Here is a 23,562-nt window from a genome sequence, read left to right on the forward strand (position 1 = left end):
TTCACTCTAAGAAGTGTTGTAGGTGAGCTTAGGTTAGGACATTTCGTACTTTTCGGTAATGAATCCAGAAATGTCCTCTAAATATTTTGCGGGTCGACCCGCAGTATATTTAGAGGAGTAGTTTTCACGGATATAAAAAATAAATTGAATTACAACTCCAGAGTTTTTTGAAGTTCTTCTTTAACAACATTTTGTATGGCAGCCTTATTAAGCTCCACGAATACCTCATCGCTTAATTTTGCACGTTCCTCTATTTTAGCAACAAACGTTGTACTATGGCTTAGATTCTTTAAGAGCGCATGGAGTTTCACCGCGCCTTCAGAAGAGATCCCAGTCGCTTCTTCTAATTGATCAGGACTTCTCTTGGCCAGGATATTAATAAGTTCTTGTATATCATACTTATCATTATTTAAATCTTTTTTGAACTTATCTAATAACGTTCCTTTCTTAGCCAGGGTAATCCGTTCATCTTTAGTTAATCCTACAAGATCCGTAAGTCCTTGGAGCATCCAACGATTTTTAGTGAGCTCTTCAGTCCTTGTTTTTCTTGATTTTGCCGAATTAATCTGGTGAATTTCACATAACTCACGCAATTGTATAATTAAGGCTTCGCTCTTGAATTGCAATTGCACCATCGCAGGATAAGCTTTTTGTTTCTCCACAAAAAACTCGTTTAATTTTACGATCTCCGCTTTGTGTTTTTTCGCGGTATCAGAATCATCTAATGTTGTTGCGAGCTTGTCCAGGAGCTGTAAATTGAGTTGTGCCTCTTTAGCTTGCGCTTCAAATGTTTTTACTTCCATTTGATTGAGGGAAACTCTTATATTGCTTATCAACACCTTAGTTAAGAATTGATTTACCTTTTGTAATCGCTCCTTTAGTGCATCCACATCGGATAGGTTCAGCGGATCTGTTGATGCCCCGTGTATTTTTGTCTTTTCTTGACGTAACTGTTCTACTTCAGCAAGTCGTTCATTAAAACTGGAAATCATTTTTTTTACAGCAGTCAGATTCTTAGGTTTGTCCTCTTCAAGTATGTTAATCTCCTCTGCTACTTCGACTACATATGCATCGTATAACTTAGTATGGATGGTTCGTAATTGCTCCTCCAGTTTTTCGGCATCAGTAAAATCAACTGATTGGGCTTGTGAATCTAGACGGGCTTTTTCATTGCGCAGTACTTTTACTTCTTCTTGTAGGGCATTGAAATTAACTAACTCTTTCTTAATGCTGGTCACATCATCAAGGTTGGCTGTGCCCAAGGATGTAATCCGCTGGGTTATGCTCGTTTTAAGAGATTCATAACGTTTCCTTACTTGCTCGATATTAATCAGCACGGGAGTGATGGCGGCATGTTGAAGCGGTGTTAAGTTTTCAACTACATCTCGCTTGGTGCTTTGAATTTGTTCTCTTAACGTGCTGCTTATCGATGGAATGTTGCTCATCTCATTATCGGAAGGTATATTTTCTAGTGCTGTCAAGGCTTCAGTGACTTGTTGTTTTTCCAGAGCATCCTGGCACTTCATTAATGGTGTAAGTTGACGTTGCAGTGCTATTTTCTTTTCAATTAGCGGTCTTAGGTTATCCATTTCCATTTTAGCGGCTTTTGCTGCATCTGATTTAAATTTAGACCATTCTTTATCTGAGGGAAAAGTGGCTAAGGCTCGTTGCAACATATCCATATTGTTTAACCTAAGAGCATTATGACATTCCCTTAATTTAGGAATCACTTTTTCATTAAGAAAAATTTTTCGTTCCAGTGATATCTTTTTATCGTCTTTTCCCGAAAAGTAGTGGAGTACTTTATCTAAAAATCCCCCTCTAATAGGCAAATGAAATTGCTCTACCATTTTAAGCTGTAATGCAAATAGTTTTTCCTCTAAGTCTACAGGAACTTCTGCTTTTACTGCGTTTATTGTTTCCAATACTTTTGCATTCTGGATGTTAATAAAAGGGGTAACGGCAAAACCGCTTTCATGTCTGTGAATAAAATCAGGACTTTTAATCGTCATAAATGTGAAAATATATCGATCGGCTCCAGTAGAAGTTTTACCATCAAGAGTCACTTTGGTTGGAACTAAAGCGACATCATCGGGTAAATAAAATGAAAATTCATCTTCCGAGTCTTGTACATGAGTGCCTACCTGTTTTGCTTGCAGTAATCCTTCAGGATCATTAATTTCAAAGATGGTATTCGAATCAAAGATTGTTCTTGGAACTTCAATGTTTACAGAATTACTTGCATTCGTTTTGGCGGATATCTTACTTAAGTCATTTAACTTGATTTGCATAAAATCTTGCGCCGAGAGATCAGTAAAGAGATGCTTTGCCGAATTTGCAATTATAGTATTGGCTTGATTAATGAGTTTATTTTGAAAGTCTTCTGAAAAACTTAATCCTCGATAGAGTAATTTCGGTGAAGAAGCTCTCCCATGTGTATCCACAAGTGCTTTACTGGTCAGAGGGGTAAGTAATGCAGTAAACATTACTTCTTTAAATGTTGATCCTTTGTCTCTATTTTGGGCAATTGCGTTGACGCGGCTAAAGTACCAGGCATCATTTTGCATAAGGAAAATTAAATCATGCTTAATCTTATCCCTATATTCACCACCCTTTTTTCTAATTTCTTCATCCCAGGTTTCCCCAATTTTAACCGGGACTGCTTTAGGATCAGTCGAATGGAATTCCGTATCTTTTTCATGTTGCATTAACCTATCGATATTATTAATATCGGCTTCATTTAATAGTGACCCTACAACGGCCATATCGCATTTAGCCAACAAGTCACGGAAAAATTGTTCTTCCAGTTTTTTGCCATTTAAAAGGACATGATCGTTTTGAATCACTTCCGGATTAGACATGATTTGATGGATAATCCGAGCAGCGGCAATTTCATCTATATTCGGTTGTTTTCTTTTTTTATCTGTAGACGCTTGTAAAACTTCTTTAATTGCGCCTATATTTATTTGCTGGCGGGCTTCTTTAATGGCACCTAGACATACTAATGGTTGCAGTTCACAAGTTCTTGAAAAATCAGTTGCGGGACTTTCTGCTAACTGAGTATTATAACCAGGAAATTTATTTTGTATTTCGGGAAGGCTGTAATATTCTTTTATAGTTATGAGCCGCTCATCTTCTGTAATAGGGCTCTTAGAATTGATAACCCGAATATCATTTATAGATTTTAGCTCCTTGCCTTTTTTTATAGCATATTTTTCACCGCTATAAGGATTTTCATAAGCTCCCCCTTCCTTAAATAATTTTTTAGCTTCCTCAGAATGAATATTATTTTCCTCTATAGTAGAATGTTCTCTTATCGTTACAAAACGCTCGTTATCCTTTAGGCGATAATCGGAAGGGACTCGTTGTGCCTCCCCTATCGAATTAATCGTTTTACCTTTTTCTATAACGTATTTTTGAGAAACCATATTCTCGTAAGGTTCTTCTGCTCTGAGATTCTCTTTTGCTTGAGGATTAAATGAAGGGACTGCAGATCCAGTGGCCAGGAAAAATTCTCGATGAGTTCTGAGAACAACCTCGGCTCCTAGAGGGCCTACCGAACTTGTAAGCGTATTATAGGCGCGTTCTACCACTACTTCGGAAGGGGATTTGACTCTCATCAAATCGACCATATGCCCTTGATTTATCAGGATATGTGCAGGAGTTTGATCCCAACTATGTCTTTCGTCCAAAACAATCGCAGCATAATGGTCGACTTCTTTTTGATCCTTGAAGATTTTACCAATGAGCTTATTATCTTCAACATATTTCCTAAATGCCTGTTCGCTTTTCTTATGATATTCCTCATAAAAATCTCGGTCATATGTTTCATCATATCCTGAGCGTTCATCATCTCTTCCTACCACAAAAAACGCTTGGGCGATGAGGATTTTTTTCAGTTCTTCAGGGGTAACATCGGCCAATGTTCGTCCATCTTGTGCTGTTCCCAGTTTTTCTCCCCTGAATTTTGCTTTACGCGCTTCTTCCACCATAACTTCAGCACACGCCATAGTTCGTACTGTATGCGCAAGTCCATGGGTAGTTCTATCAGGTCCTTCGTTAGGAGGTAGCCTTCCTTCAGTGGGATCTTTGGGATTTTTTAATGGTCCGGGATAAGGGTGTCTTAAATATTCTTTATGGATATAATCTACAACAGCTTGAACATCAACGTCATTTTCCAAAATGTTGCTGTTTAGAATAGTGGATGGTGCTGTTTGGGGGGCCGTTGGTTGAGTGGGTACTTCTTTAAATGTGGTCGTTTTTCCAGTAAAAGTAAGAGTTGGAGTTTCTATATGTAAGTCTTTTTCAGTAGCACGCCTTAACGCAGTTGCATCGGTTTGAGCATCACCTGCTGGAAATTCATTGGCAACTGCCTGTAACCATCCAGCAATTTCATTATAACCATTGCCATCGAGTTCCTGTTGCATTTCCTGGGTGATGGTTTGACCTAAATTTTCTAAAGTTGGGGGATTATCACCTGTTAAAGCTGTATGCGCTCTTACTCCTGCAGAAGCAACCCAGTAGCCGCATAAGCCCATGTTGTATCCAGAGCCATTGGGGATTACAGATAGAGTCGCGTCTTGAGGGAGTTTTCGAGACAGGATGTTTTTATATCCGTTTCCGGAACCTTCACCCAAAGGGTCAAAAAGGTAGTAGTTATTGCCTTGGCCTTTAATTAACATGATCCAGTGGCCAGATTCCTGTGTTGGACTTACCCCGGTTAATATAGGCATAAATCCTTGCTGATTCAGCACATCTACTCGTATGTCAGGATTTCCATTGTAAATAATACCGCTGGTAATATCTTTTCCCATACGTTCAAAAATGGCGCGCATGCCATCTTGGGTTAATTCTACCCCTTTTATGTATTTTGGCATTTTGATTCTCCTCACAGGATACGAGTAATTAACTTATGCTGTGCCGTAAAAATCGGCGTTGTGTGTAATTATAACTCAAGTTAATTAAGTTAACGTTAAGTTGAGTCATTGTCTTTAAAAATTGAAGTTTGTTAGTAGTTTATGCACGGTGTTTTTAGATATAAATCATTGTCCTATACAGTAGCGGTTTAATGTTGGGGTTATACTACCTGGCCTGCAGCCCAGCCTGATGACCATGCCCATTGAAAATTATATCCTCCTAACCAACCCGTTACATCAAGGGCCTCGCCAATGAAATAAAGGCCAGATACATCATGAGACTCCATGGTTTTTGATGAAATGGAATTACAATCTATCCCCCCAATCGTTACTTCTGCAGTTCTATATCCTTCTGTGCCATTGGGTTTTACGATCCATGAATTAAGTTGTTTTGCAACAGATTCCAAGTCCCGGTTTGAAAGTTCAGCTAATTTTTTTTCTGCAAGATCTGGTTTAATAAAGACGTCGATGACGCGCTTGGGTAAGAGTGTGGATAGTATCGAATTTAATTGTTTTTGTGGTTTATTGACGCGAGCGGCTTTTAAATGTTCTAAAAGATTAATCTCAGGTAATAAATTGATACAGATTGTTTGACCAACGTTCCAATAGGAAGATAACTGTAAGATTGCAGGTCCACTCAGACCTCGGTGGGTAAATAAGGTATGCTCACGAAATTCAATACAAGCATTTTTAACCAAACTATCAACTCCAATTCCTGAAAGCAATGCGATTTTCTCTTTTTCAGCTACATCCAGGGTTAAAGGAACAAGTCCCGCCCTTGTTGGCCATACTTTAATCCCAAATTGTTCGGCAATCTTATAGGCAAAAGGACTCGCTCCCATGGTAGGTATGGATAATCCACCACTGGCAATAACTGCGGATTGACAATGAAAATTACCCTTGGTGGTTTGGATTTTAAAACTCAGTGTTTTATGAATTTTTTCAATGGTTGTGTTTAACCGTATTGTAACTCCTGCATTGTCACATTCCTTAAGCAGCATAGTAACAATATCTATTGATTTATTATCACAAAAGAGTTGTCCCAGAGTTTTCTCATGGAAAGGAATCCTATGCTTTTTTACCAGTTCGATAAAATCCCATTGGGTATATCGGGTTAAAGCCGATTTAAAAAAATGAGGATTATTGGATTTGTATTTTTCGGGTTCTATATAGTAATTGGTGAAATTACAACGTCCTCCACCAGACATCAAAATTTTTTTTCCTGCTTTATTGGCATGATCAAGCACTAAAACTTTACGGCCGCGTTTGCTTGCTTCAATGGCACACATTAGTCCGGCGGCACCTGCGCCAATAATAATAACATCAACTTCTTCCATAATAGGAGCAACATGTTTTAAATAAAATCAAATATAGGGTATCATGTGTAATCCCTAATTCAAAATAAAAACAGGGTTGCCACTTCTTAATTTACTCTTGACCATTAATCCCCCAACTACTTTAAGCACTGCACTGCCAGGCTTTGCAAAAAAATTAGTTCAAATAAATTCAAATATCAAGAGCAGTAAGCTGCCAAAAAGCTAGTTTGATAATGAAAATTACGATATTTTTTAAATAAACTCAGATGCAGCATATTTTTATGTATGTTTTAGAACGCCTTTTAGCTATTTTCTTAGGCATCGTTGTGTTGCCATTGCGTGTGTTCGTATATCATGTATTGTGCGCCATAGTTGCACTCTTAGTTGGAATTGTTGTCGGTATTGGCTTGCCGTTATCACTTGCATTGACCCTGAATCATGAAGGTATTTCTAAAGCCGCTAATATATTCCTGACACTTTTTTTGGTTTTTCCAGTAATCGCATTGATAACAACAGTGGCCCTTGTTCTTTTAACGGTATTTATATTGGGCAATGCTCTGGTTGATATGGTTGGGGTATTAGGACTTGGTTTTATAAATAGTTTTCTTTATGGGATGGATGGTTTTTGGAATACCCTAAGCGCGCAACAACTCTTTAGTCGGTCTATCTGGAGTCCAATTAAAGCTTTTGTAGGGCTTGTCCTTACGAATCAATTAAATAGTGATGGTGAAGATCAACGAATTATTGATGGATTGCAAAATTTTGAAATTGTGCATGAAGATTTAGATATCCCCGATTTGCAAAATAAAGACCCATTAGAGCCGCCAATTTTATTTGAAAAAACTGAATTAAAAAAAATTGAAGAACTCATTGTTCACTTAACACACTTGGAAGCGTATTTAACGCAACAAATAAGAGAACAATTGACCACTTTAAAAATTTTATATATTCAATATAAAGATCTTTTTTCCAAATTGTCAGAAGTACATTTGGCATTGTTGAGTAATAAAAAAAGTCAAATTAAGGATGAGCTTATTGCCTACAATAAAGTAAGAATACCTATTTTATTAGTGAAACAATATAAAAAGGGGGGGCACTGGCATCATGTCCCTGCTGCAAGTTATGTTACGGATAGAGAAAGCTTCCTGCATTTATTGAAAAAAAGTTCCAAGCATCCTTTAAATAGAGATCTCTTTAAAAAACCGAAGCCTTACAAACAAATGGAAACAAGATATCTTTGGTATGAACTTACCGAAAATTACTGCTCTTCCCAGGAATTGAGTGATGCTGTTGTCGAAATCCGTGTTTTAATGAATGCATTGTTGTCTCAATTAAATGTAATACAAAGAATGAATTTCAGCATAGAGCCTTTTTCTCCGGCATTTTTTGGATCAGGAACTAAAAATAATGAACCTTCTCAGGTAGTGCAAATGGAGCAGAAAAACAGGCTACAGCTTTGAAAGTATCGATCATTTGAGACCTTAACTTTATTTTTCCATAGGATAATTTAAGCTTATACTATAAATAAGCTTCAACCGGAAAGAGTCATAATAATGATGCCATTGGTTTATCTGAAAGATACGTTATTAAATCATTTTAAGGACAGCCATCATGAATGAAATTGATATTTTAGGTTTATTTTATGATGTAATGAAAGCTCAGGGTGTCACTCGAGATCAAGTATTTTTGAATATGGAAGATGAATCTGCCGCAATGCTTTCTCAAAAATTAAAAGAGCAGGTTTCGTTGCAGCAATTGCAAAAGTTAACTGATGTCTGCATTGCTAATGAATGGTTGGAACGAACAACTGCAGATCCAAATTATAAATATTTATCGTTAACTGAAGCAGGACTTCAAGTTGTTTTAGCGAATCTATACACATAATTGCACGTTAAGGGTATAAACTTTAATCAAAACTCGGTAAAATATGTCACTTTATCTTTTTTTGTTGTTACCATGCCAAAACGAACCGATATTAAATCCATTCTAATCCTTGGGGCTGGTCCTATAGTCATAGGACAAGCTTGTGAGTTTGACTATTCTGGCACCCAGGCAGTACGAGCTCTAAAGGAAGAAGGATATAGAGTTATCCTCGTGAACTCTAATCCTGCCACTATAATGACTGATCCAGAGCTTGCAGATGCGACCTATATTGAGCCTGTTTCCTGGAAAGAAGTGGCACGAATTATTGAAATAGAACGTCCCGATGCTCTTTTGCCCACCATGGGAGGGCAGACCGCGTTGAATTGTGCATTAGATCTGGTGCGTGAAGGGATTTTGGCAAAATATCATGTTGAAATGATAGGCGCTACACGAGAAGCAATTGATCGTGCTGAAGATAGGGAGAAATTTAGGCAGCTGATGCTTAAAATTGGTTTGGACATGCCCAGATCAGCCATTGCGCACAGCATGGAAGAAGCGATACAGGTGCAAGCACGCCTGGGTTATCCTGCGATCATCCGACCTTCATTTACTATGGGGGGCAGCGGTGGTGGAATTGCCTATAATCGTGAAGAGTTTGAAGAAATTTGTATGCGCGGTTTGGAGCTGTCACCAACCCATGAATTATTAATCGATGAATCAGTACTGGGATGGAAAGAATTTGAAATGGAAGTAGTGCGCGACAAAAATGATAACTGTATTATTGTCTGTACTATTGAAAACTTTGATCCTATGGGAGTACATACAGGCGATTCAATTACGGTTGCCCCAGCACAAACCCTCACTGATAAAGAATACCAACGTATGCGTGATGCTGCAATCAAGGTGCTAAGGGCTGTTGGCGTTGATACTGGAGGTTCCAATGTACAATTCGCCATTAATCCTGAAGATGGGCGCATGCTTGTTGTAGAAATGAACCCCAGGGTTTCTCGAAGTTCCGCATTAGCATCCAAGGCAACAGGTTTTCCAATTGCAAAAATCGCAGCGAAACTTGCTGTAGGATATACTCTTGATGAATTAAAAAATGAAATTACTGGAGGTAAAACTCCTGCTGCATTTGAACCAAGCATTGATTATGTAGTCACTAAAATACCTAGATTTAACTTCGATAAATTTCCTCAAACTTCGGATACTTTAACGACCCAAATGAAATCTGTTGGTGAGGTTATGGCTATAGGCTCAAATTTCCAGGAGTCCTTACAAAAAGCGATTCGTGGGTTAGAGATAGGCCGTTGTGGCTTGCATCCTTTGTTTTTAAAAGATGATTTTGCTCGTTTAAGGGGGAATTTGCGTGAGCCCACTCCAGATAGACTCTGGTATATTGCCGATGCTTTCCGGAAAAATATGTCCCTTGAGGAAATTCACCAGGAAAGCCGGGTTGATCCATGGTTTTTAGCACAAATTGAAGAATTGATAACCTTAGAGCGTTCTGTTACTGGTAGGGCATTAAGCAATATTGATGCAACAATGTTGCGCTTATTGAAAAAGCGTGGTTTTGCAGATGCTTATTTAGCCAAGCTTTGGTCTTGTACTGAAGAAGAGGTTCGCAAAAGACGCAAGGAGTTAGGTGTCTTTCCTGTCTATAAGCGCATTGATTCTTGTGCGGGTGAATTTCCCAGCGCCACAGCATATATGTATTCGTGTTATGAAAGTAGTTGTGAGGCTAATCCTGATTTAGACAAGAAAAAGATTATGATCCTTGGCGGAGGCCCCAATCGAATTGGTCAAGGAATTGAATTTGATTATTGCTGTGTACATGCGGCTATGGCACTTAGGGACGCAGGTTGTCAGACGATTATGGTTAATTGTAACCCGGAGACAGTCTCTACTGATTTTGATACATCAGATCGCCTGTATTTTGAACCTGTGACGTTAGAGGATGTATTAGCTATTGTCGAAGTAGAAAAACCTGATGGAGTGATTGTTCATTATGGTGGCCAAACTCCTTTAAAATTAGCTCGCGCTTTAGAAGCTAATGGCGTGAAAATTATAGGAACATCCCCGGATGCAATTGATAGGGCAGAAGATAGGGATCGTTTCCAAAAGTTAGTTACTGAGTTGAAATTACACCAACCTGACAATGGTACAGTACGGAGTGAAGAAGAGGCGATTGCTTTGGCAAACAAGATTGGATATCCCCTGGTTGTTAGGCCATCTTATGTGCTTGGCGGGCGCGCAATGGAAGTTGTTTATCAGGAAGAGGATTTACGCCATTATTTATCCCATGCCGTCGCTGTTTCAAATGATTCGCCAGTATTGTTAGATAAGTTTTTAAATGATGCAATTGAAGTGGATATTGATGCAGTTTGTGATGGCAAGGAAGTGTTAATTGGTGCTGTAATGGAGCATATAGAACAGGCGGGTATTCATTCAGGGGATTCTGCTTGCACTTTACCTCCTTTTAGTCTTAGTGTTGTTGTGCAACAGGACTTAATGGAGCAAATGCGCCAAATGGCATTAAAATTGGGTGTGGTGGGTTTGATCAATGCCCAATTTGCAATTCAGGCCGATGATATTTATGTTTTAGAAGTTAATCCAAGAGCATCACGGACGGTCCCTTTTGTATCTAAAGCTACAGGGTTCCCTTTAGCCAAAATTGCAGCTCTTTGCAAATTAGGTGTTAGTCTTAAAGAGCAAGGGTTGAGTCAGAATCATCATATGCCATCGTTTTATTCAATTAAGTTGCCGGTTTTTCCGTTTATTAAGTTTTCTGGAGTAGATTCTATTCTTGGCCCAGAAATGAAATCTACTGGCGAGGTAATGGGTATTGCCAGACGGTTTGGACAGGCTTATGCTAAAGCACAATTGGGCGCGGGCAGTAATATTGCTAAACGTCGTCGCGCTTTTGTTTCTGTTCGCGATGCGGATAAAACGCGAGTAGGAGAAATTTCTAAACGCTTGATTGAGTTAGGGTTTGAAATCATAGCGACGCGAGGTACGGCCTTGGCTTTGCAAGCAGCAGGAGTTGACTGTCGAAGAGTGTTTAAGGTCAATGAAGGAAGACCACATGTTTTAGACTTTATAAAGAATAATGAAATCGATTTCATTGTTAATACAACTGAAGGTAAACAAGCTATTGCAGATTCCTTTGCAATTAGGCGCAATGCATTGCAACATAAGGTGAGCTACACTACCACCTTGTCAGGTGCTGAGGCTGCTTGTCTTGCAATGAAATATGAAGACAGAGAAACTGTAACACGATTACAGGACTTACATTAAGAAAGGAATTATATAGAGGTAGATATGAGCAAATATCCTATGACAGTACATGGTGCAGAAGCATTAAAAGAAGAATTACACCGATTAAAATTTGTTGATAGACCTCGCATCGTGGATGCGATTGCCACGGCCCGAGCACACGGTGATCTAAAAGAAAATGCGGAATACCATGCCGCTCGTGAACAGCAGAGTTTTAATGAAGGCCGTATTCAGGAGTTAGAGGCAAAATTATCTCATGCTCAAATTATTGATATCAGCAAATTGCCCAACAATGGCAAAGTAGTATTTGGCTGTACCGTTACTATTTGTAATGTAGCTAACGAGACCCAATTAACTTATCAAATTGTTGGTGAAGACGAAGCAGATATAAAACAAAATAAAATTTCTTACAGTTCACCTATTGGGCGTGGATTAATTGGCAAGGAATTAGATGATTCTGTAACAGTAAATACCCCCGGAGGGTTGGTAGAATACGAAATTATCGATGTTCAATATATCTAAATAACGTGAGTTCGAGAGAGCAGCACTTCTGTGCTGCCATTATGTCGCTGAACGGACGTTATCCCATAAAATGCGTTGCATTTTATGGGGTCAAGTTCAAAAAAATCAGTTCAATATAAAAAATGACATTTATTTTTTATATCGAAGTCTTATTAAATAAAAAATACCTTTCTAACGAATCCTACCATAGGTGAAGAGCCAACGGATTGAAGCTTAGTTTCGGTTTCCTACTACGCAGCTCCACGAAGACTCTGGGGCAGAAAATTTCTTGACCTTTGATGCCTGTTCGAGGTATGAGTCCAAAATTTAAGGTTACGAAAAATATTTTTTTGCTCAAGATAGTCTTATATGGAGTAAGCGATTCCCATTTTTCTTAAATTTGGAAAAACAGATATATAACCTGTTGATATGACATATTCATAAAATCAATTGGATTGATTTTGATCCCTATGGTTAAATATTTTGTATTGGGTTTGTAGTTGACAATACTGAGATAATAATGACCAATGCAAAGCAAATTAATAGTTTACTTGCCATAATTCGTGATGAAAAAAACTCTATCAAAGAGCGTAGTTTTGCGCTCAAAAAATTGGAAAGTGAAATTAATACCCCGGCTTTAGAAGACGAGGTAGATTTTGAAGCCAGTTTTTCTGCGTTTGAACAACAGTGGTCGCAATTTGAAGAAACGATGTCTGTTTTTACAAATGGTTTTGAAGATGTCGATGATGAAGTGAATCAACTAATACAGCACGAGGGAGAGACGATACGTCGGGAAAAAAAGGATAACACAAGCTCTTCGTCAGAAAAAATCGATACTGAAATTAAAGATCTGGAACGTAGACTCCAAGATTTACATGACTTTTCCATGGATGATCTTGAAAGAAGGCTTCACAGTTTACATCAATTTAAAGTTGAAAGTCATGAAAGAAAGCCGAACGTTTTGAATGTGCCTATTAAAACACTGGAAAAAAAGCTAAGCTTATTTGAGGCTCCAGATGAGAAAAGTCATCAAGTGGAACCGTCTGACCCTTTAAATGTCAGTGGTTTGGATAAAGACGATACGCCGTATGTACCTCGAAACAGCATTAATTTACCAACGGCTCCCGTTCAAATAACAGTTATCCCAAAAGTTGATAAAATGAATATCTTTGCTGTTTTTATTAATCAGTTCAAAGCACTCATACAATCAGCGGGATATTTTATAAAAAAATTAGGTAATAAGAGTATTTCTTTGCCAGAAGCCACTGAAAAACTTAATATCACTCAAGCGCAATTAGGTTTCTCAATGGGAAAATTAAACGATGCGACAAATTATTTCAGAAATATAAGGGATGAACTTGCTACGCAGCATAAAATTCTTTCAAGGGAGTTTGCTAAATACAGTCAAATGGGTAAAAACATTCCTAAAATAAAGGTATTGCTGAAACAAATAAAATCAAGTAACGACGTTGATAAGGACAAAAAAATCAAAGATCTTGAAGGCCGCCTCTTAAGTTATGAGAGCTTGGGAAGTGATATAAGGAAAATGACCCATCAGTTAAACAAAGTTAACCAAAATGCGAGTGCTGTTTACAAAAATTTGCAAAATACTGCGCTCATGCATGAAATGGCAACAAAAAGAGTCACTACCGCAATGAAGGAGCTGGAGCAAGTGCTAGACCGAGAAGAGTTAATAAAAAACCAACATCGAATAAAAGATGTGCTATCTGACTATCGCAAAGAATCTGAAAAAGTTAAAAAACTAATGGATTCAGTAGAAGAAATATCGATACCATCTTATCCCAAGCGTTAATAACTATCCTAAATTGGTTCTATCTTATATAATTTAATAAAGTATCTGAGGGGATGCTTCCAATAAATTAAACTCCAGCGATTGCGATTACAGGAAGTAATAATGAGCATAGTTTCTGAATGGTTCCAAACGACTCCAGTTCCAGTTGATGCCTTAAACGGCCGTTATGATGTGAAGTTAGTCGCTTTGTCTTATGTCATTGCTGTTTTTGCTTCTTACGTTGCGTTAAATCTTGTAGGGCGCCTTCGTTCTGAAAGAAGTAGCCATATTTGGATTTATTGGCTTACTGGTGGTGCTTTTGCTATGGGTTCAGGAATTTGGGCTATGCATTTTGTTGGTATGCTGGCTTTTATCATGCCTATGCCTATGGAGTATGATGTAAGTTGGACAGCAGCTTCATTAATTGTTGCCGTGCTTGCCTCTGCATTAGCTTTGTATATGTTACAGAAAAAAGATTACTCCATGCCGCATTTTGCGTTAGGGGGATTAATTGTGGGTCTTGCCATTTCCAGCATGCATTATATGGGCATGGAGGGAATGAAGATTCATGTGAACATTCACTATTTACCCGGCTTGTTTTTTCTTTCCATTGCTATCGGAGTTGCTGCCGCAGAAACTGCGTTTTGGTTGGCTTTGCAAAGCAATTATGGCTCAAGGGAAAAACAATTTAATTTAAAAATCATAAGCTCTCTTCTTATGGGATTGGCTATTTGTGGCATGCATTATACAGGGATGGCCGCCGCTGTATTTACACCCAATTTATTACATGTCATGGCACCTGAAAATGCGACAATAGAACCACGTTACATGGCTTATTTTATAACGGGGATCAGTCTCTTTATTTTTATAATTGCACTGACAGCATCTGGTTATTATAAGAAAATGGTTCTTGCCATAGAAAATGAGAAAGAATTTCTTAATGCAATGCTTGATAATTTGGAAGATGGAATTATCGCGTGTAATGCAGCAGGTCGAATCACAGTATTAAACCATACGATTCAAAAGTATATTAACTCAAACAAGAGTGATAAAAATATCGATAACATATTGGGTTATTTAAATCTTTTTACTATGAATAATACACCAATTAGTCCAGATGAGTTCCCTCTAAAGCGGGCTTTAAATGGCGAGCTTATCCGTGGTATTGAATTAATGATGCATACTAAAAATAATGGGGTGCGCCATGTAGTGATTGATGGTCAAAAAATCATTAACTCACAAGCGAACAATTTAGGCGCTGTCATTGTTATTCATGACATAACCGAGCTCAAACAAACTGAGAAATTAAAAGATGAATTTGTTTCAACAGTAAGTCACGAGTTACGTACGCCCCTTACTTCCATACGTGGTTCTTTGGGATTGTTAGTGAGTGGGATTATGGGAGCGTTTCCTGAAAAAGTAAAAAAATTGCTTGATATAGCTAATACCAATTGTGATCGTTTACTTTTATTAATTAATGATATCTTGGATATTGAAAAAATTGAAGCAGGGAAAATGGATTTTGAATTAAAAGTAGTTGAATTAAATCAGGTAGTTAAAGAATCAATCGATATCAATAAAATGTACGCGGAAAAGTTTGGCGTAAACATTGATTTAGCCCCAAATGATGAAGAGTATTTAGTTTCAGTAGATTCTGGCCGGCTGATGCAAGTTTTAGCAAATTTACTCTCTAATGCATGTAAATTTTCTCATGAAAATGAGAATGTTACTGTTAGTGTGAAGCAGATAGGTTCATCAGTTCGAGTATCCATTACCAATAGGGGGGTTGGGATATCACCCGAGTTTCAATCTCGTATTTTCCAAAAATTTTCTCAAGGCGACTCTTCAACCACCCGTGGAAAAGGTGGGACAGGATTAGGGTTGAATATTAGTAAGACAATTATTGAAAAACTGGGTGGGGCATTACATTTTGAGAGCAAACCTAATGATTTGACGACTTTCTATTTTGACTTGCCGCTAGTACGGCAACCACATGTTTCCCAGGAGGAATATAAATCATTAACTTCAAATACAAACAAAAGATTGCTGATTTGTGAAGATGATAGCGATCAGGCCAATTATCTAAAATTGCTTTTAGAGTCCGCTGATTTTATTGTTGATGTTGCTATAACTGCTGCAGATGCACGAAAATTATTAGAAGACCATGAGTATCATGCGCTATTGTTGGATTTAATATTGCCCGATCAAGATGGTATTTCATTCATCAGGGAGCTGCGTATAAATCAAAAGACAATGTATTTGCCGATTATAGTTCTTTCAGTTTTTGCTCAGGCAGGAAAGGAGTTATCTAATGGAGATGCTGTTTCAATAGTAGATTGGTTAGAAAAACCAATTGATTTTAATAAGTTACTGACGGCAATAAATAAAATACAGAAAAATAATTCTAAAGGATTACCCCATATATTACATATTGAAGATAATAAGGATACTCAGGAAATTGTAGAAGTGCTACTTGAAAAACACGCGAAGGTAACTACAGCAAATAATTTAAAAGAAGCTAAAGAAATGCTGAAAAAAGATAAATATAATTTGATTATCTTAGACTTATTGTTACCAGATGGAAATGGAATAGAAATTTTGCCGATGATATCGAAATACCATGCACCTGTTCTTGTATTTTCTGATACCAATTTAAATAAAGATTATTCCAAGTTTGTGAGTCAAGCGTTGCTCAAATCTAGTTCTTCGAATGAAAATTTACTTAATACAATAAAAAAACTTCTTTAACTTCTCATTAAAGGAATAGAAAATGCCTAAAGAACTTAAAAAGATTTTATATGCTGAAGACGAAGAGGACATAAGAGCTATTGCTCAAATCGCTTTGGAAGATATCGGCGATTTTACGGTAAGGTATTGTTCTAATGGTAAAGAGGTTATAGATGCAGCAAAGGAGTTTATTCCCGATTTACTTTTATTAGATGTAATGATGCCTGAACAGGATGGACCAACCACTTTATGTGAATTAAGGAAGAATCCTGAGTTTATGGAAATACCTGCTATATTTATGACTGCTAAAATACAAAGTGATGAAATAGCAGAATATAAGTCTATAGGAGCAATTGATGTAATTAAAAAGCCTTTTGATCCTTTGACTCTTGCGATGTCAATAAACAATGCCTGGTTAAAATATAATGGATGAGAAGATACGGAAAAAATTACATAATCTCTTTATACGCTACAGTAAGCAGCTTCCTGAGCGAATTTATAGTTTAGAGCTGCAATGGCAAGCCCAACTCAAACAATGGGATTTAGCCGGTTTTCAAGAGTTTCATCGCAATATACATAGCTTATGTGGTTCTGCTGGAACCTATGGATACTTGGAGTTGGGCAAGACAGCTCGGCAGATGGAAATATTATTAAAAAATATACTTGCCAGGGGGAAATTGGCAGAGGAAGATCGAGAAAAAATTAATTCATATTTTAATCAATTAAAAGGCGTGTTGGCTCATGAAGACTCTCCAAAATCACTAGAGTTTATCGCTGAAAAAAGATCTGCTGACAATAAATTAGTCTATATTCTGGAACAGGAATTACCATTGGTTCATGAACTAAGAGCTAGTTTGCAACAGGCTGGGTATGATGCAAAGCATATTAAAGATATGACATCATTACAGGACTTAATTCAGAAACAGCAACCGATCGCTCTAATTATTGATACTGATTATTTAGATAAATCCTTTCTTGAATATCTGGTTTCTTTGGAAAAAAAACAGAAGGGGCTCATTCAATTATTTTGTATTGTTCCTAATGCTGATTTATTACCTCGACTCACAGCGATTCGTGCCGGTTGTGTGGCTTTTTTTCAAAAGCCGCTTGATGTTTCTTACATGATTCAGGAAATAAATCTAAATTGTACTTCGCCTGTTAATGAAACATATCGAATTTTAATTTTGGATGATTCACAATCATTAGCGGAGTTTTATTCATTAATTTTAAGACAAGCGAATATGATTACTCGAGCCATCACAAAACCCTTGGACTTATTAAAAGAACTTGAAACCTTCCAGCCTGATTTAATTTTGATGGATATATATATGCCAGAATGTTCTGGTTTGGAACTTGCAACTTTACTACGAAAAGATAGGCGATACACGAAAATTCCTATTATTTTTCTGTCTACAGAGGATGATAAGAACAAGAAATTAGCTGCTATTAGCTTAGGTGGGGATGACTTTCTTACCAAACCTGTTTCACCACAAGATTTAGTTTCTGCTGTAAGATCACGGTCAAATCGTGCGAGTATTTTAAATTATTATATGACTACGGATAGTTTGACTGGTTTATTAAATCATTCGAGTGTTTTAAATCGTTTAAATATTGAAATTACCCGAGCAAAGCAACAGGACTCGCCGCTTTCTTTTGTAATGATCGACATTGATAATTTTAAATTAATTAATGACACTTATGGCCATCCTTTTGGGGATGTGGTGATTAAAAAACTTGCTTCTATGCTGATGATGAGTTTACGTAATCAAGATATTATTGGGCGATATGGTGGGGAGGAATTTGTACTAATATTGCCAGGTGCTAATCTTGAAAACAGCCAAAAAATTTGTAATAACTTGCGCCTTCAATTTTCTAATCATACTTTTACAGTAAATGATCACCAAGTACATGTAACGATTAGTATTGGAATTTCGAGTTTGACTCATAGTTATGATTTTAATGATATTGTAAATTATGCAGATCAAGCATTATATAAAGCAAAGCAAAATGGGAAAAATCAGGTCGTTGTCTATTCTGAACGTTTAATATGGAATTAAATTTTTTTTATGAGTATTCCCCTCTACGTGTAATCTATTGACAAATCATCAGAATAATCAAATTTAAACGCATTACAGTATGAGTTCTTGCAGGTAAGTGGAAATAGATTTGATTTTTCACACAGTAGATAAAAAATGAATTATAAATGAGCATCATGATATTATTTATCCTTTTGTTAACAAGAGGGTATCATGGGTCAAGAGAAAAGAGCGCAAAAGACTCTTTGGGATGCTTATGCTTTTGGCATAGGGTATACAATTTTTACAACATGTATAGGCCATCCGGCAGAAAGATTAAAAGTTGCAATTCAAACAAATCTTGCTCAAAGTTCTTATTCGGTTATAAAACAATTTGCCGGCTTGAACTTAAAGCATTTTTCTACAGGATTTTTATCATGCGTCATTCGTCAGCTTGGTAAAGTAGCATATAGGCCGTTATTGATTTCCCATATGCCAAAAGAAATAGATAAGCTACAGCTTCCTATGTTATCTGGTGGTGCGCTAAAAGGAGCTATCGCAAGTGTTTTTGATACTGTAGTTGTTAGCCCAATTGAAAACATCAAAACAGTGCAAATGAGGACTATTACAAGTCATACTAAACCTATAACACCTTTCCAGGCAATGAATGCTATTTATCAACAAAGAGGTCTGACTGGTTTTTTTTCAGGAAGTGTTCCTACAATAGGAAAAGCTTTTCCTAGCTGGTTTTATTTATTTATGACGTACAATGCAATTAAAACCAAACGCGAAAAACAAACATTTTTATCAACCATTTTGTGGGCAACCTTTGCCTCTGCCCCTGTTGCTTTTGCAACTACCCCTCTTGATGTATTGAAAAGTCAGCAACAAGCAGGTAATAAAGTACAACAATCATTAGGGCAGCTTGCTTCTCAAATTTATAAAAATCATGGTACCAATGCTTTTTTTAGAGGATTTCATTGTCGGTTAGTACATAAATCATTATCTACGGCTGGCGCTTATATGATTCTAGATATGGCGCAGAAGATGTGATGTGCCACGGGGGTATTTTTGGGGCAATCTTTACCATTATTGATAACAGCACATAATCTGAAATAGATTTAAAGCGTTTTTTTTATATTAGCTGTGATATTTATCGAGAGTAGGGGCTGTCAACAGTCCCTAATAAAATTAATGTTTATTTTGGTATTGGTTGACTCATAATTATTATTACATAAATAAATATCCTATAAATTTATTACTGCTCACTAAGGGGCAAGCATGAGCTTTTTTGACAAAAATAAATCGATCAAAAAAAATTGAGCCTTCAATAAATGATGAGGAAAAAGCAGCGACGCTTATCAATTACTATTTTTGAGGTTTAGAAGTGGTTAAAAAAGAAGAAAAAATGGAGATGCAATTAGCTCTTCCAGGAAATTAGGGCTATTATACAACTGATAAGAAGCTTGTGCAGCAATAGTCTTTTATGGATAGCCTCTAATGATACAATGTAAAAAAATATTATTGATAACCATTTTTATACTTTTAAATGCTTTTTTTCCTGAACAAAAAGCTAATGCGGTTACGAAGGTTCAATGTAATCCGTCACTAACTACAATACTTAGCATTGATGGCGGAGGAGTAAGAGGAATTATTCCCGCGACTTTTCTTGATAAGCTTGAAATAAAAACTCAATTAAGTATTGAAAAGTTATTTGATTTTATGAGTGGGGTATCAACAGGATCTATATTGGTCTCAATGCTGGCCATACCAAATTCAGATGGACTTCCCAAGTACACTGCTAAACAAGTAATCATGGCCTATAAAGTGAGCGCTCAAGAAGTTTTTTTAATTAATCCGCTACATCAAATACTATCTATGAATGGATTAATTGCTCCTAAATTTGAATCAACTGGTATTCGCAAAGTAGGAGATAAGTATTATGGAGATATGCCTCTTTTTAAGCTATTATCACATATTATACTTTTTGGATATAATACAAAATCTAAAGAAATAGCCACCTTTTGTAATTGGCAGGAATGTGGTTATAGCACCCGTTATAAAGTAAAAGATATTATCGAAGGAACTACTGCGATGGCATCTATTTTACCTGTTAAAGTCCTCAATAGTCTTGAGAATGAAAATTTTGAAATTATTGATGCGGGTATTGCACTCAATAACCCAACCGTTATGACCTATATCTATGCTCAAAAGGAATGCTCAAACGCCAATCACTATTTAGTTTTGTCTCTGGGAACGGGGAAATATTCTGCAGTAACCACTCAACCTAAAAATTGGGGTTTTTTTCAGTGGCTTCCCGATCTGCCTAAAATAGCAATTGAAGGAGAAACGACTACTGCTAACCAAATAATGGCTGAATTTGCAGCCTTAATGAATAGTAAAGATACTGGAGATAAACTTTCAAAAGTAATATTTATCAGAATTAATCCCCACCTCTCGGATAATCAACTAGACCCTATTGATCCCTCCTTAACGCACTTATCGATATTAGAAGGTGTTGCGGAGCATTACTATAATAAAAATCAGCGCTTGATGAATTGTTTAGCAACGCTTCTAAAAGAGCGATCTCCAGAAAATATTGAGGCTGAATGTATTCGTCTATTAAATCAAGAAACCAGAAGGTCACTCTTATCTTTATAATTTATTTAAGCAGACCTCATTAAATATCTATAACAAACAAAGGGGTTAGTGTACTTATAGATTGGTTTTGAAAAATGATAAGGATATATCTCAACGAAGAAGCAAAAATAGATTTAATTCGATTAAGGCGAAGTCAAAAATCCAATATAGGGTAACGAGCCTATTACGTATTATTATGCGGAGAAGGACACTCGGTATCGGAAATGGCTAAGATTACTGTTCGCACTGAACATACCATCAGATTATGGCTCAAGCGCTATATAATATATGGTATTACAGGACTTAAGAGTCGCAGTCAACCGGTCGCCCGGCCAGGAAAGCACCTATTATTGGTCTCAACTTAGTGATTTACTCGGTAAATCACCTCAGGAATATGGCTATCAGGAAGCAGGATGATACAGGCAATAGCCAGCAATTCAACATGTTCTTGCATCAACTTCATAAAGCAAATCCCAATAAAAAGCTCATGATTATTCTCGACAATGACCTTATACATAAGAGTAAGGAAGTTCAGAAATTGGTTAGAAAAAATGATTGGGTGAAATTATTTTTTCTTCCTGCCTATTCACCTGAATACAACCCAATTGAACGATTTTGGCAATGGCTAAAGCAGAGAGTATATGGCTGTAAGTCATTTTCCACTATGATGGAGCTTTTACAATAAATACGAAAGTTAGTCTGGCACTTTCGTGAAGGAAGAACCGTTTCAAAAATCAATTTTAATTATGAGGCTTATGCTGATTTGTTATAGAGTTTTAATGAGGTCTGCTTAGAACGGAGCCATTCGTTGAGGTCCATGATTTTAGGGAGTTTCAGACAGCATTAGAAATAGCAACAAAAATAATTGCCATCCATAACGTAGATCCAATAACATGGGAAATTAACAATGACGTAACCGAATCAATACTACAAGGCGTTGATAATCGCTACCTGAACGATATCATTCTTGTTTATGCTTCTGGAGTTAGATCACTCGATGATTTGAAACGGATAAGAAAGATCACGCAATTTAGAGCGGTGCTTATTGGCACCGCCTTTATGCAAAATCTAGAATTGGTACATCGTTTCAATAACGAGTTAGCAGCAGATAGCTAAAATAACGAATTGGGTCGAGGTGCAGATCAACTCCTTGTTTCTCAATCAATGGTCAATGGATAACTATTCTGTCATAAATTTTAAATATTAAATCAATCAATGCCCTGCATCTTTAAATCGGATGATCAAAAAGCAAACAAATATACTATTTGTAATTTTCATATGTGTTATAAAAATAATCAATTGGATTGAATTTGAGTTTTCTGGTTAAATAATGACCTTTGAGTTTGTTTCAATGAGAATGTCAGAGAGATAACGATAACTAAGGTTAATGGGATTTTCTAAGGAGAATATCCATTCTTCTGAAGCTTGTAGAAATAATGAATTTGAAGATGGTGACGAGCCGAGTAATTGGGTGAGTTATAAATTTATTTATGAGTAACTAATATGAACGCAGATGACATAAGACTATTTTTTCAAACCTTTTATACTAATCACTTTAATAATGCCATGTTATTTGAATCTAGGAATCAAGAAAGGGGGGATGCGTTGCAAATTGTTTCATCTGCTTTAAGTAAAAATGATGCGGAACAGGTGGCTCAGCATATTAAAATGTTTCTCCCATTCGCTGCGATCGATGTGGTTGCATCCAGGAATATGATAAACCAATTTCGTGCCATCATTTTTAATCCTATAAAAGTTTTTGAAGCATATCTTAAAAATGAAGATAAGATAAGAATATTTTTCCAAACTTTATATAATAAAAACACGAATAGCCAGTTGCAACTTGAATGTCGAACCCTATTAAATCATATTGGAAATAAAGAACTTCGAATTGTATCACCTGCCTTGAGTGAACATGATGCGCAACAGATTGTGACTCATCTTAAAAAACTCTTACCTGCGTCAGCTATAGTAAGGATAGTGAACTCCTTAAAAGCCCCAGGGCAATGTCGTGCTGTAATTATTAATAGTGAAGAGGTTTTTGGGGTATATGTTAAGCAAATGGTGGATATGCTTAATTTGTTTCATCCAATTCCAAGTGATCCACAACGTTTTGGTATGACACACTTTTGGAATAATCCTTGCAGCACAGTCATTGGGTATAAAACCAATATAGCCTCACTGTATCAGAGTGATAAGTTGGATCCTAAAATACGGTTACAAGCCTTGGATGTAATTCAAAAATTTAATACCTATCTAGAAAAACTTTACCCTGGATTCGAAATTAGAATGGAACATCATAAACATGGGGATGCTTATTTGATTGAGAATTTTTCTTATGAAAATTATGTATCATTGCAAAAACAATTAAAATTAAAGGATTTAGGGATTTTATTTTTTTCTAAAAATCAAGATAAGTATAAGAAAACTAAAGCAGAGTTAACAGAAGATCTTCAAGAAGACATTGAGTTTATGGATAAGTCACGTAAAGTGTATTACTAATGCCTAGGCAAAGT

At 36.7% G+C, this 23,562-nt stretch carries 15 protein-coding genes; 13 read left to right on the forward strand and 2 right to left on the reverse strand.

The window, feature by feature from the left end; translation table 11 throughout:
- Positions 1-149 precede the first annotated feature (149 nt).
- Together EKG34_RS14035 and EKG34_RS14040 are read right to left on the reverse strand one after the other, a co-directional pair.
- A complete protein-coding gene (locus EKG34_RS14035) occupies positions 150-4,877 on the reverse strand; it encodes a SidE phosphodiesterase domain-containing protein (protein WP_003634620.1) in 4,728 nt (1,575 codons plus the stop codon).
- Positions 4,878-5,077: 200 nt separating this feature from the next.
- Positions 5,078-6,253: a BaiN/RdsA family NAD(P)/FAD-dependent oxidoreductase gene (locus EKG34_RS14040; RefSeq protein WP_003634622.1), complete on the reverse strand. Its 1,176-nt coding sequence runs from the start codon at positions 6,251-6,253 to the stop codon at positions 5,078-5,080.
- 260 nt (positions 6,254-6,513) lie between these two features.
- On the opposite strand from EKG34_RS14040, the gene EKG34_RS14045 reads away from it, so the two are divergent.
- The 13 genes from EKG34_RS14045 to EKG34_RS14105 all read left to right on the forward strand — a co-directional run bounded on the left by EKG34_RS14045 (position 6,514) and on the right by EKG34_RS14105 (position 23,548).
- Positions 6,514-7,692 carry an ABC transporter permease family protein gene (locus EKG34_RS14045; protein ID WP_003634623.1) on the forward strand — a complete coding sequence of 393 codons (1,179 nt, stop codon included), beginning with the start codon at positions 6,514-6,516 and terminating at the stop codon, positions 7,690-7,692.
- A gap of 151 nt (positions 7,693-7,843) precedes the next feature.
- On the forward strand, positions 7,844-8,116 hold the full coding sequence (locus EKG34_RS14050) for a hypothetical protein (protein WP_003634625.1): 273 nt from the start codon (positions 7,844-7,846) through the stop codon (positions 8,114-8,116).
- A gap of 72 nt (positions 8,117-8,188) precedes the next feature.
- Positions 8,189-11,392, forward strand: a complete 3,204-nt coding sequence (gene carB, locus EKG34_RS14055) for a carbamoyl-phosphate synthase large subunit (protein WP_003634626.1) — start codon at positions 8,189-8,191, stop codon at positions 11,390-11,392.
- 24 nt (positions 11,393-11,416) lie between these two features.
- Positions 11,417-11,893 carry a transcription elongation factor GreA gene (gene greA / locus EKG34_RS14060; RefSeq protein ID WP_003634628.1) on the forward strand — a complete coding sequence of 159 codons (477 nt, stop codon included), beginning with the start codon at positions 11,417-11,419 and terminating at the stop codon, positions 11,891-11,893.
- Positions 11,894-12,392: 499 nt separating this feature from the next.
- Complete coding sequence (locus EKG34_RS14065; protein ID WP_003634629.1) at positions 12,393-13,685, forward strand: hypothetical protein; 1,293 nt, start codon at positions 12,393-12,395, stop codon at positions 13,683-13,685.
- Between the two features lie 102 nt (positions 13,686-13,787).
- Entirely contained in the window at positions 13,788-16,412 is a 2,625-nt protein-coding gene (locus tag EKG34_RS14070; protein WP_003634631.1) for an MHYT domain-containing protein, read from the forward strand.
- A 22-nt stretch (positions 16,413-16,434) separates the two neighbouring features.
- Positions 16,435-16,824, forward strand: coding sequence for a response regulator (locus tag EKG34_RS14075; protein ID WP_003634633.1), 390 nt, complete (start codon positions 16,435-16,437; stop codon positions 16,822-16,824).
- Positions 16,817-18,448 (forward strand): diguanylate cyclase, encoded by a 1,632-nt coding sequence (locus EKG34_RS14080; RefSeq protein ID WP_012979477.1) that lies wholly within the window; start codon positions 16,817-16,819, stop codon positions 18,446-18,448. Before EKG34_RS14075 ends, EKG34_RS14080 begins: the two co-directional genes overlap by 8 nt.
- A gap of 192 nt (positions 18,449-18,640) precedes the next feature.
- Positions 18,641-19,459, forward strand: coding sequence for an MC/SLC25 family protein (locus EKG34_RS14085; protein WP_003634637.1), 819 nt, complete (start codon positions 18,641-18,643; stop codon positions 19,457-19,459).
- Positions 19,460-19,906: 447 nt separating this feature from the next.
- Positions 19,907-21,067 (forward strand): patatin-like phospholipase family protein, encoded by a 1,161-nt coding sequence (locus tag EKG34_RS14090; protein WP_003634641.1) that lies wholly within the window; start codon positions 19,907-19,909, stop codon positions 21,065-21,067.
- A gap of 343 nt (positions 21,068-21,410) precedes the next feature.
- Positions 21,411-21,731: a transposase gene (locus tag EKG34_RS14095; RefSeq protein WP_223800059.1), complete on the forward strand. Its 321-nt coding sequence runs from the start codon at positions 21,411-21,413 to the stop codon at positions 21,729-21,731.
- 101 nt (positions 21,732-21,832) lie between these two features.
- Entirely contained in the window at positions 21,833-22,162 is a 330-nt protein-coding gene (locus EKG34_RS19010) for a beta/alpha barrel domain-containing protein (RefSeq protein WP_080619939.1), read from the forward strand.
- A 387-nt stretch (positions 22,163-22,549) separates the two neighbouring features.
- Positions 22,550-23,548, forward strand: coding sequence for a hypothetical protein (locus tag EKG34_RS14105; protein ID WP_080619940.1), 999 nt, complete (start codon positions 22,550-22,552; stop codon positions 23,546-23,548).
- Positions 23,549-23,562 lie beyond the last annotated feature (14 nt).

The organism is Legionella longbeachae, assembly GCF_004283175.1.
GTDB lineage: Bacteria > Pseudomonadota > Gammaproteobacteria > Legionellales > Legionellaceae > Legionella > Legionella longbeachae.

Coding starts and splice junctions, on each gene's coding strand:
- EKG34_RS14085 (WP_003634637.1), top strand. CDS start 18,641: ATGGGTCAAGAGAAAAGAGCGCAAAAGACTCTTTGGGATGCTTATGCT.
- EKG34_RS14090 (WP_003634641.1), top strand. CDS start 19,907: ATGATACAATGTAAAAAAATATTATTGATAACCATTTTTATACTTTTA.
- EKG34_RS14050 (WP_003634625.1), top strand. CDS start 7,844: ATGAATGAAATTGATATTTTAGGTTTATTTTATGATGTAATGAAAGCT.
- EKG34_RS14035 (WP_003634620.1), bottom strand. CDS start 4,877: ATGCCAAAATACATAAAAGGGGTAGAATTAACCCAAGATGGCATGCGC.
- EKG34_RS14075 (WP_003634633.1), top strand. CDS start 16,435: ATGCCTAAAGAACTTAAAAAGATTTTATATGCTGAAGACGAAGAGGAC.
- EKG34_RS14040 (WP_003634622.1), bottom strand. CDS start 6,253: ATGGAAGAAGTTGATGTTATTATTATTGGCGCAGGTGCCGCCGGACTA.
- carB (WP_003634626.1), top strand. CDS start 8,189: ATGCCAAAACGAACCGATATTAAATCCATTCTAATCCTTGGGGCTGGT.
- EKG34_RS14045 (WP_003634623.1), top strand. CDS start 6,514: ATGTATGTTTTAGAACGCCTTTTAGCTATTTTCTTAGGCATCGTTGTG.
- EKG34_RS14080 (WP_012979477.1), top strand. CDS start 16,817: ATGGATGAGAAGATACGGAAAAAATTACATAATCTCTTTATACGCTAC.
- EKG34_RS14105 (WP_080619940.1), top strand. CDS start 22,550: ATGAACGCAGATGACATAAGACTATTTTTTCAAACCTTTTATACTAAT.
- EKG34_RS14065 (WP_003634629.1), top strand. CDS start 12,393: ATGACCAATGCAAAGCAAATTAATAGTTTACTTGCCATAATTCGTGAT.
- greA (WP_003634628.1), top strand. CDS start 11,417: ATGAGCAAATATCCTATGACAGTACATGGTGCAGAAGCATTAAAAGAA.
- EKG34_RS14070 (WP_003634631.1), top strand. CDS start 13,788: ATGAGCATAGTTTCTGAATGGTTCCAAACGACTCCAGTTCCAGTTGAT.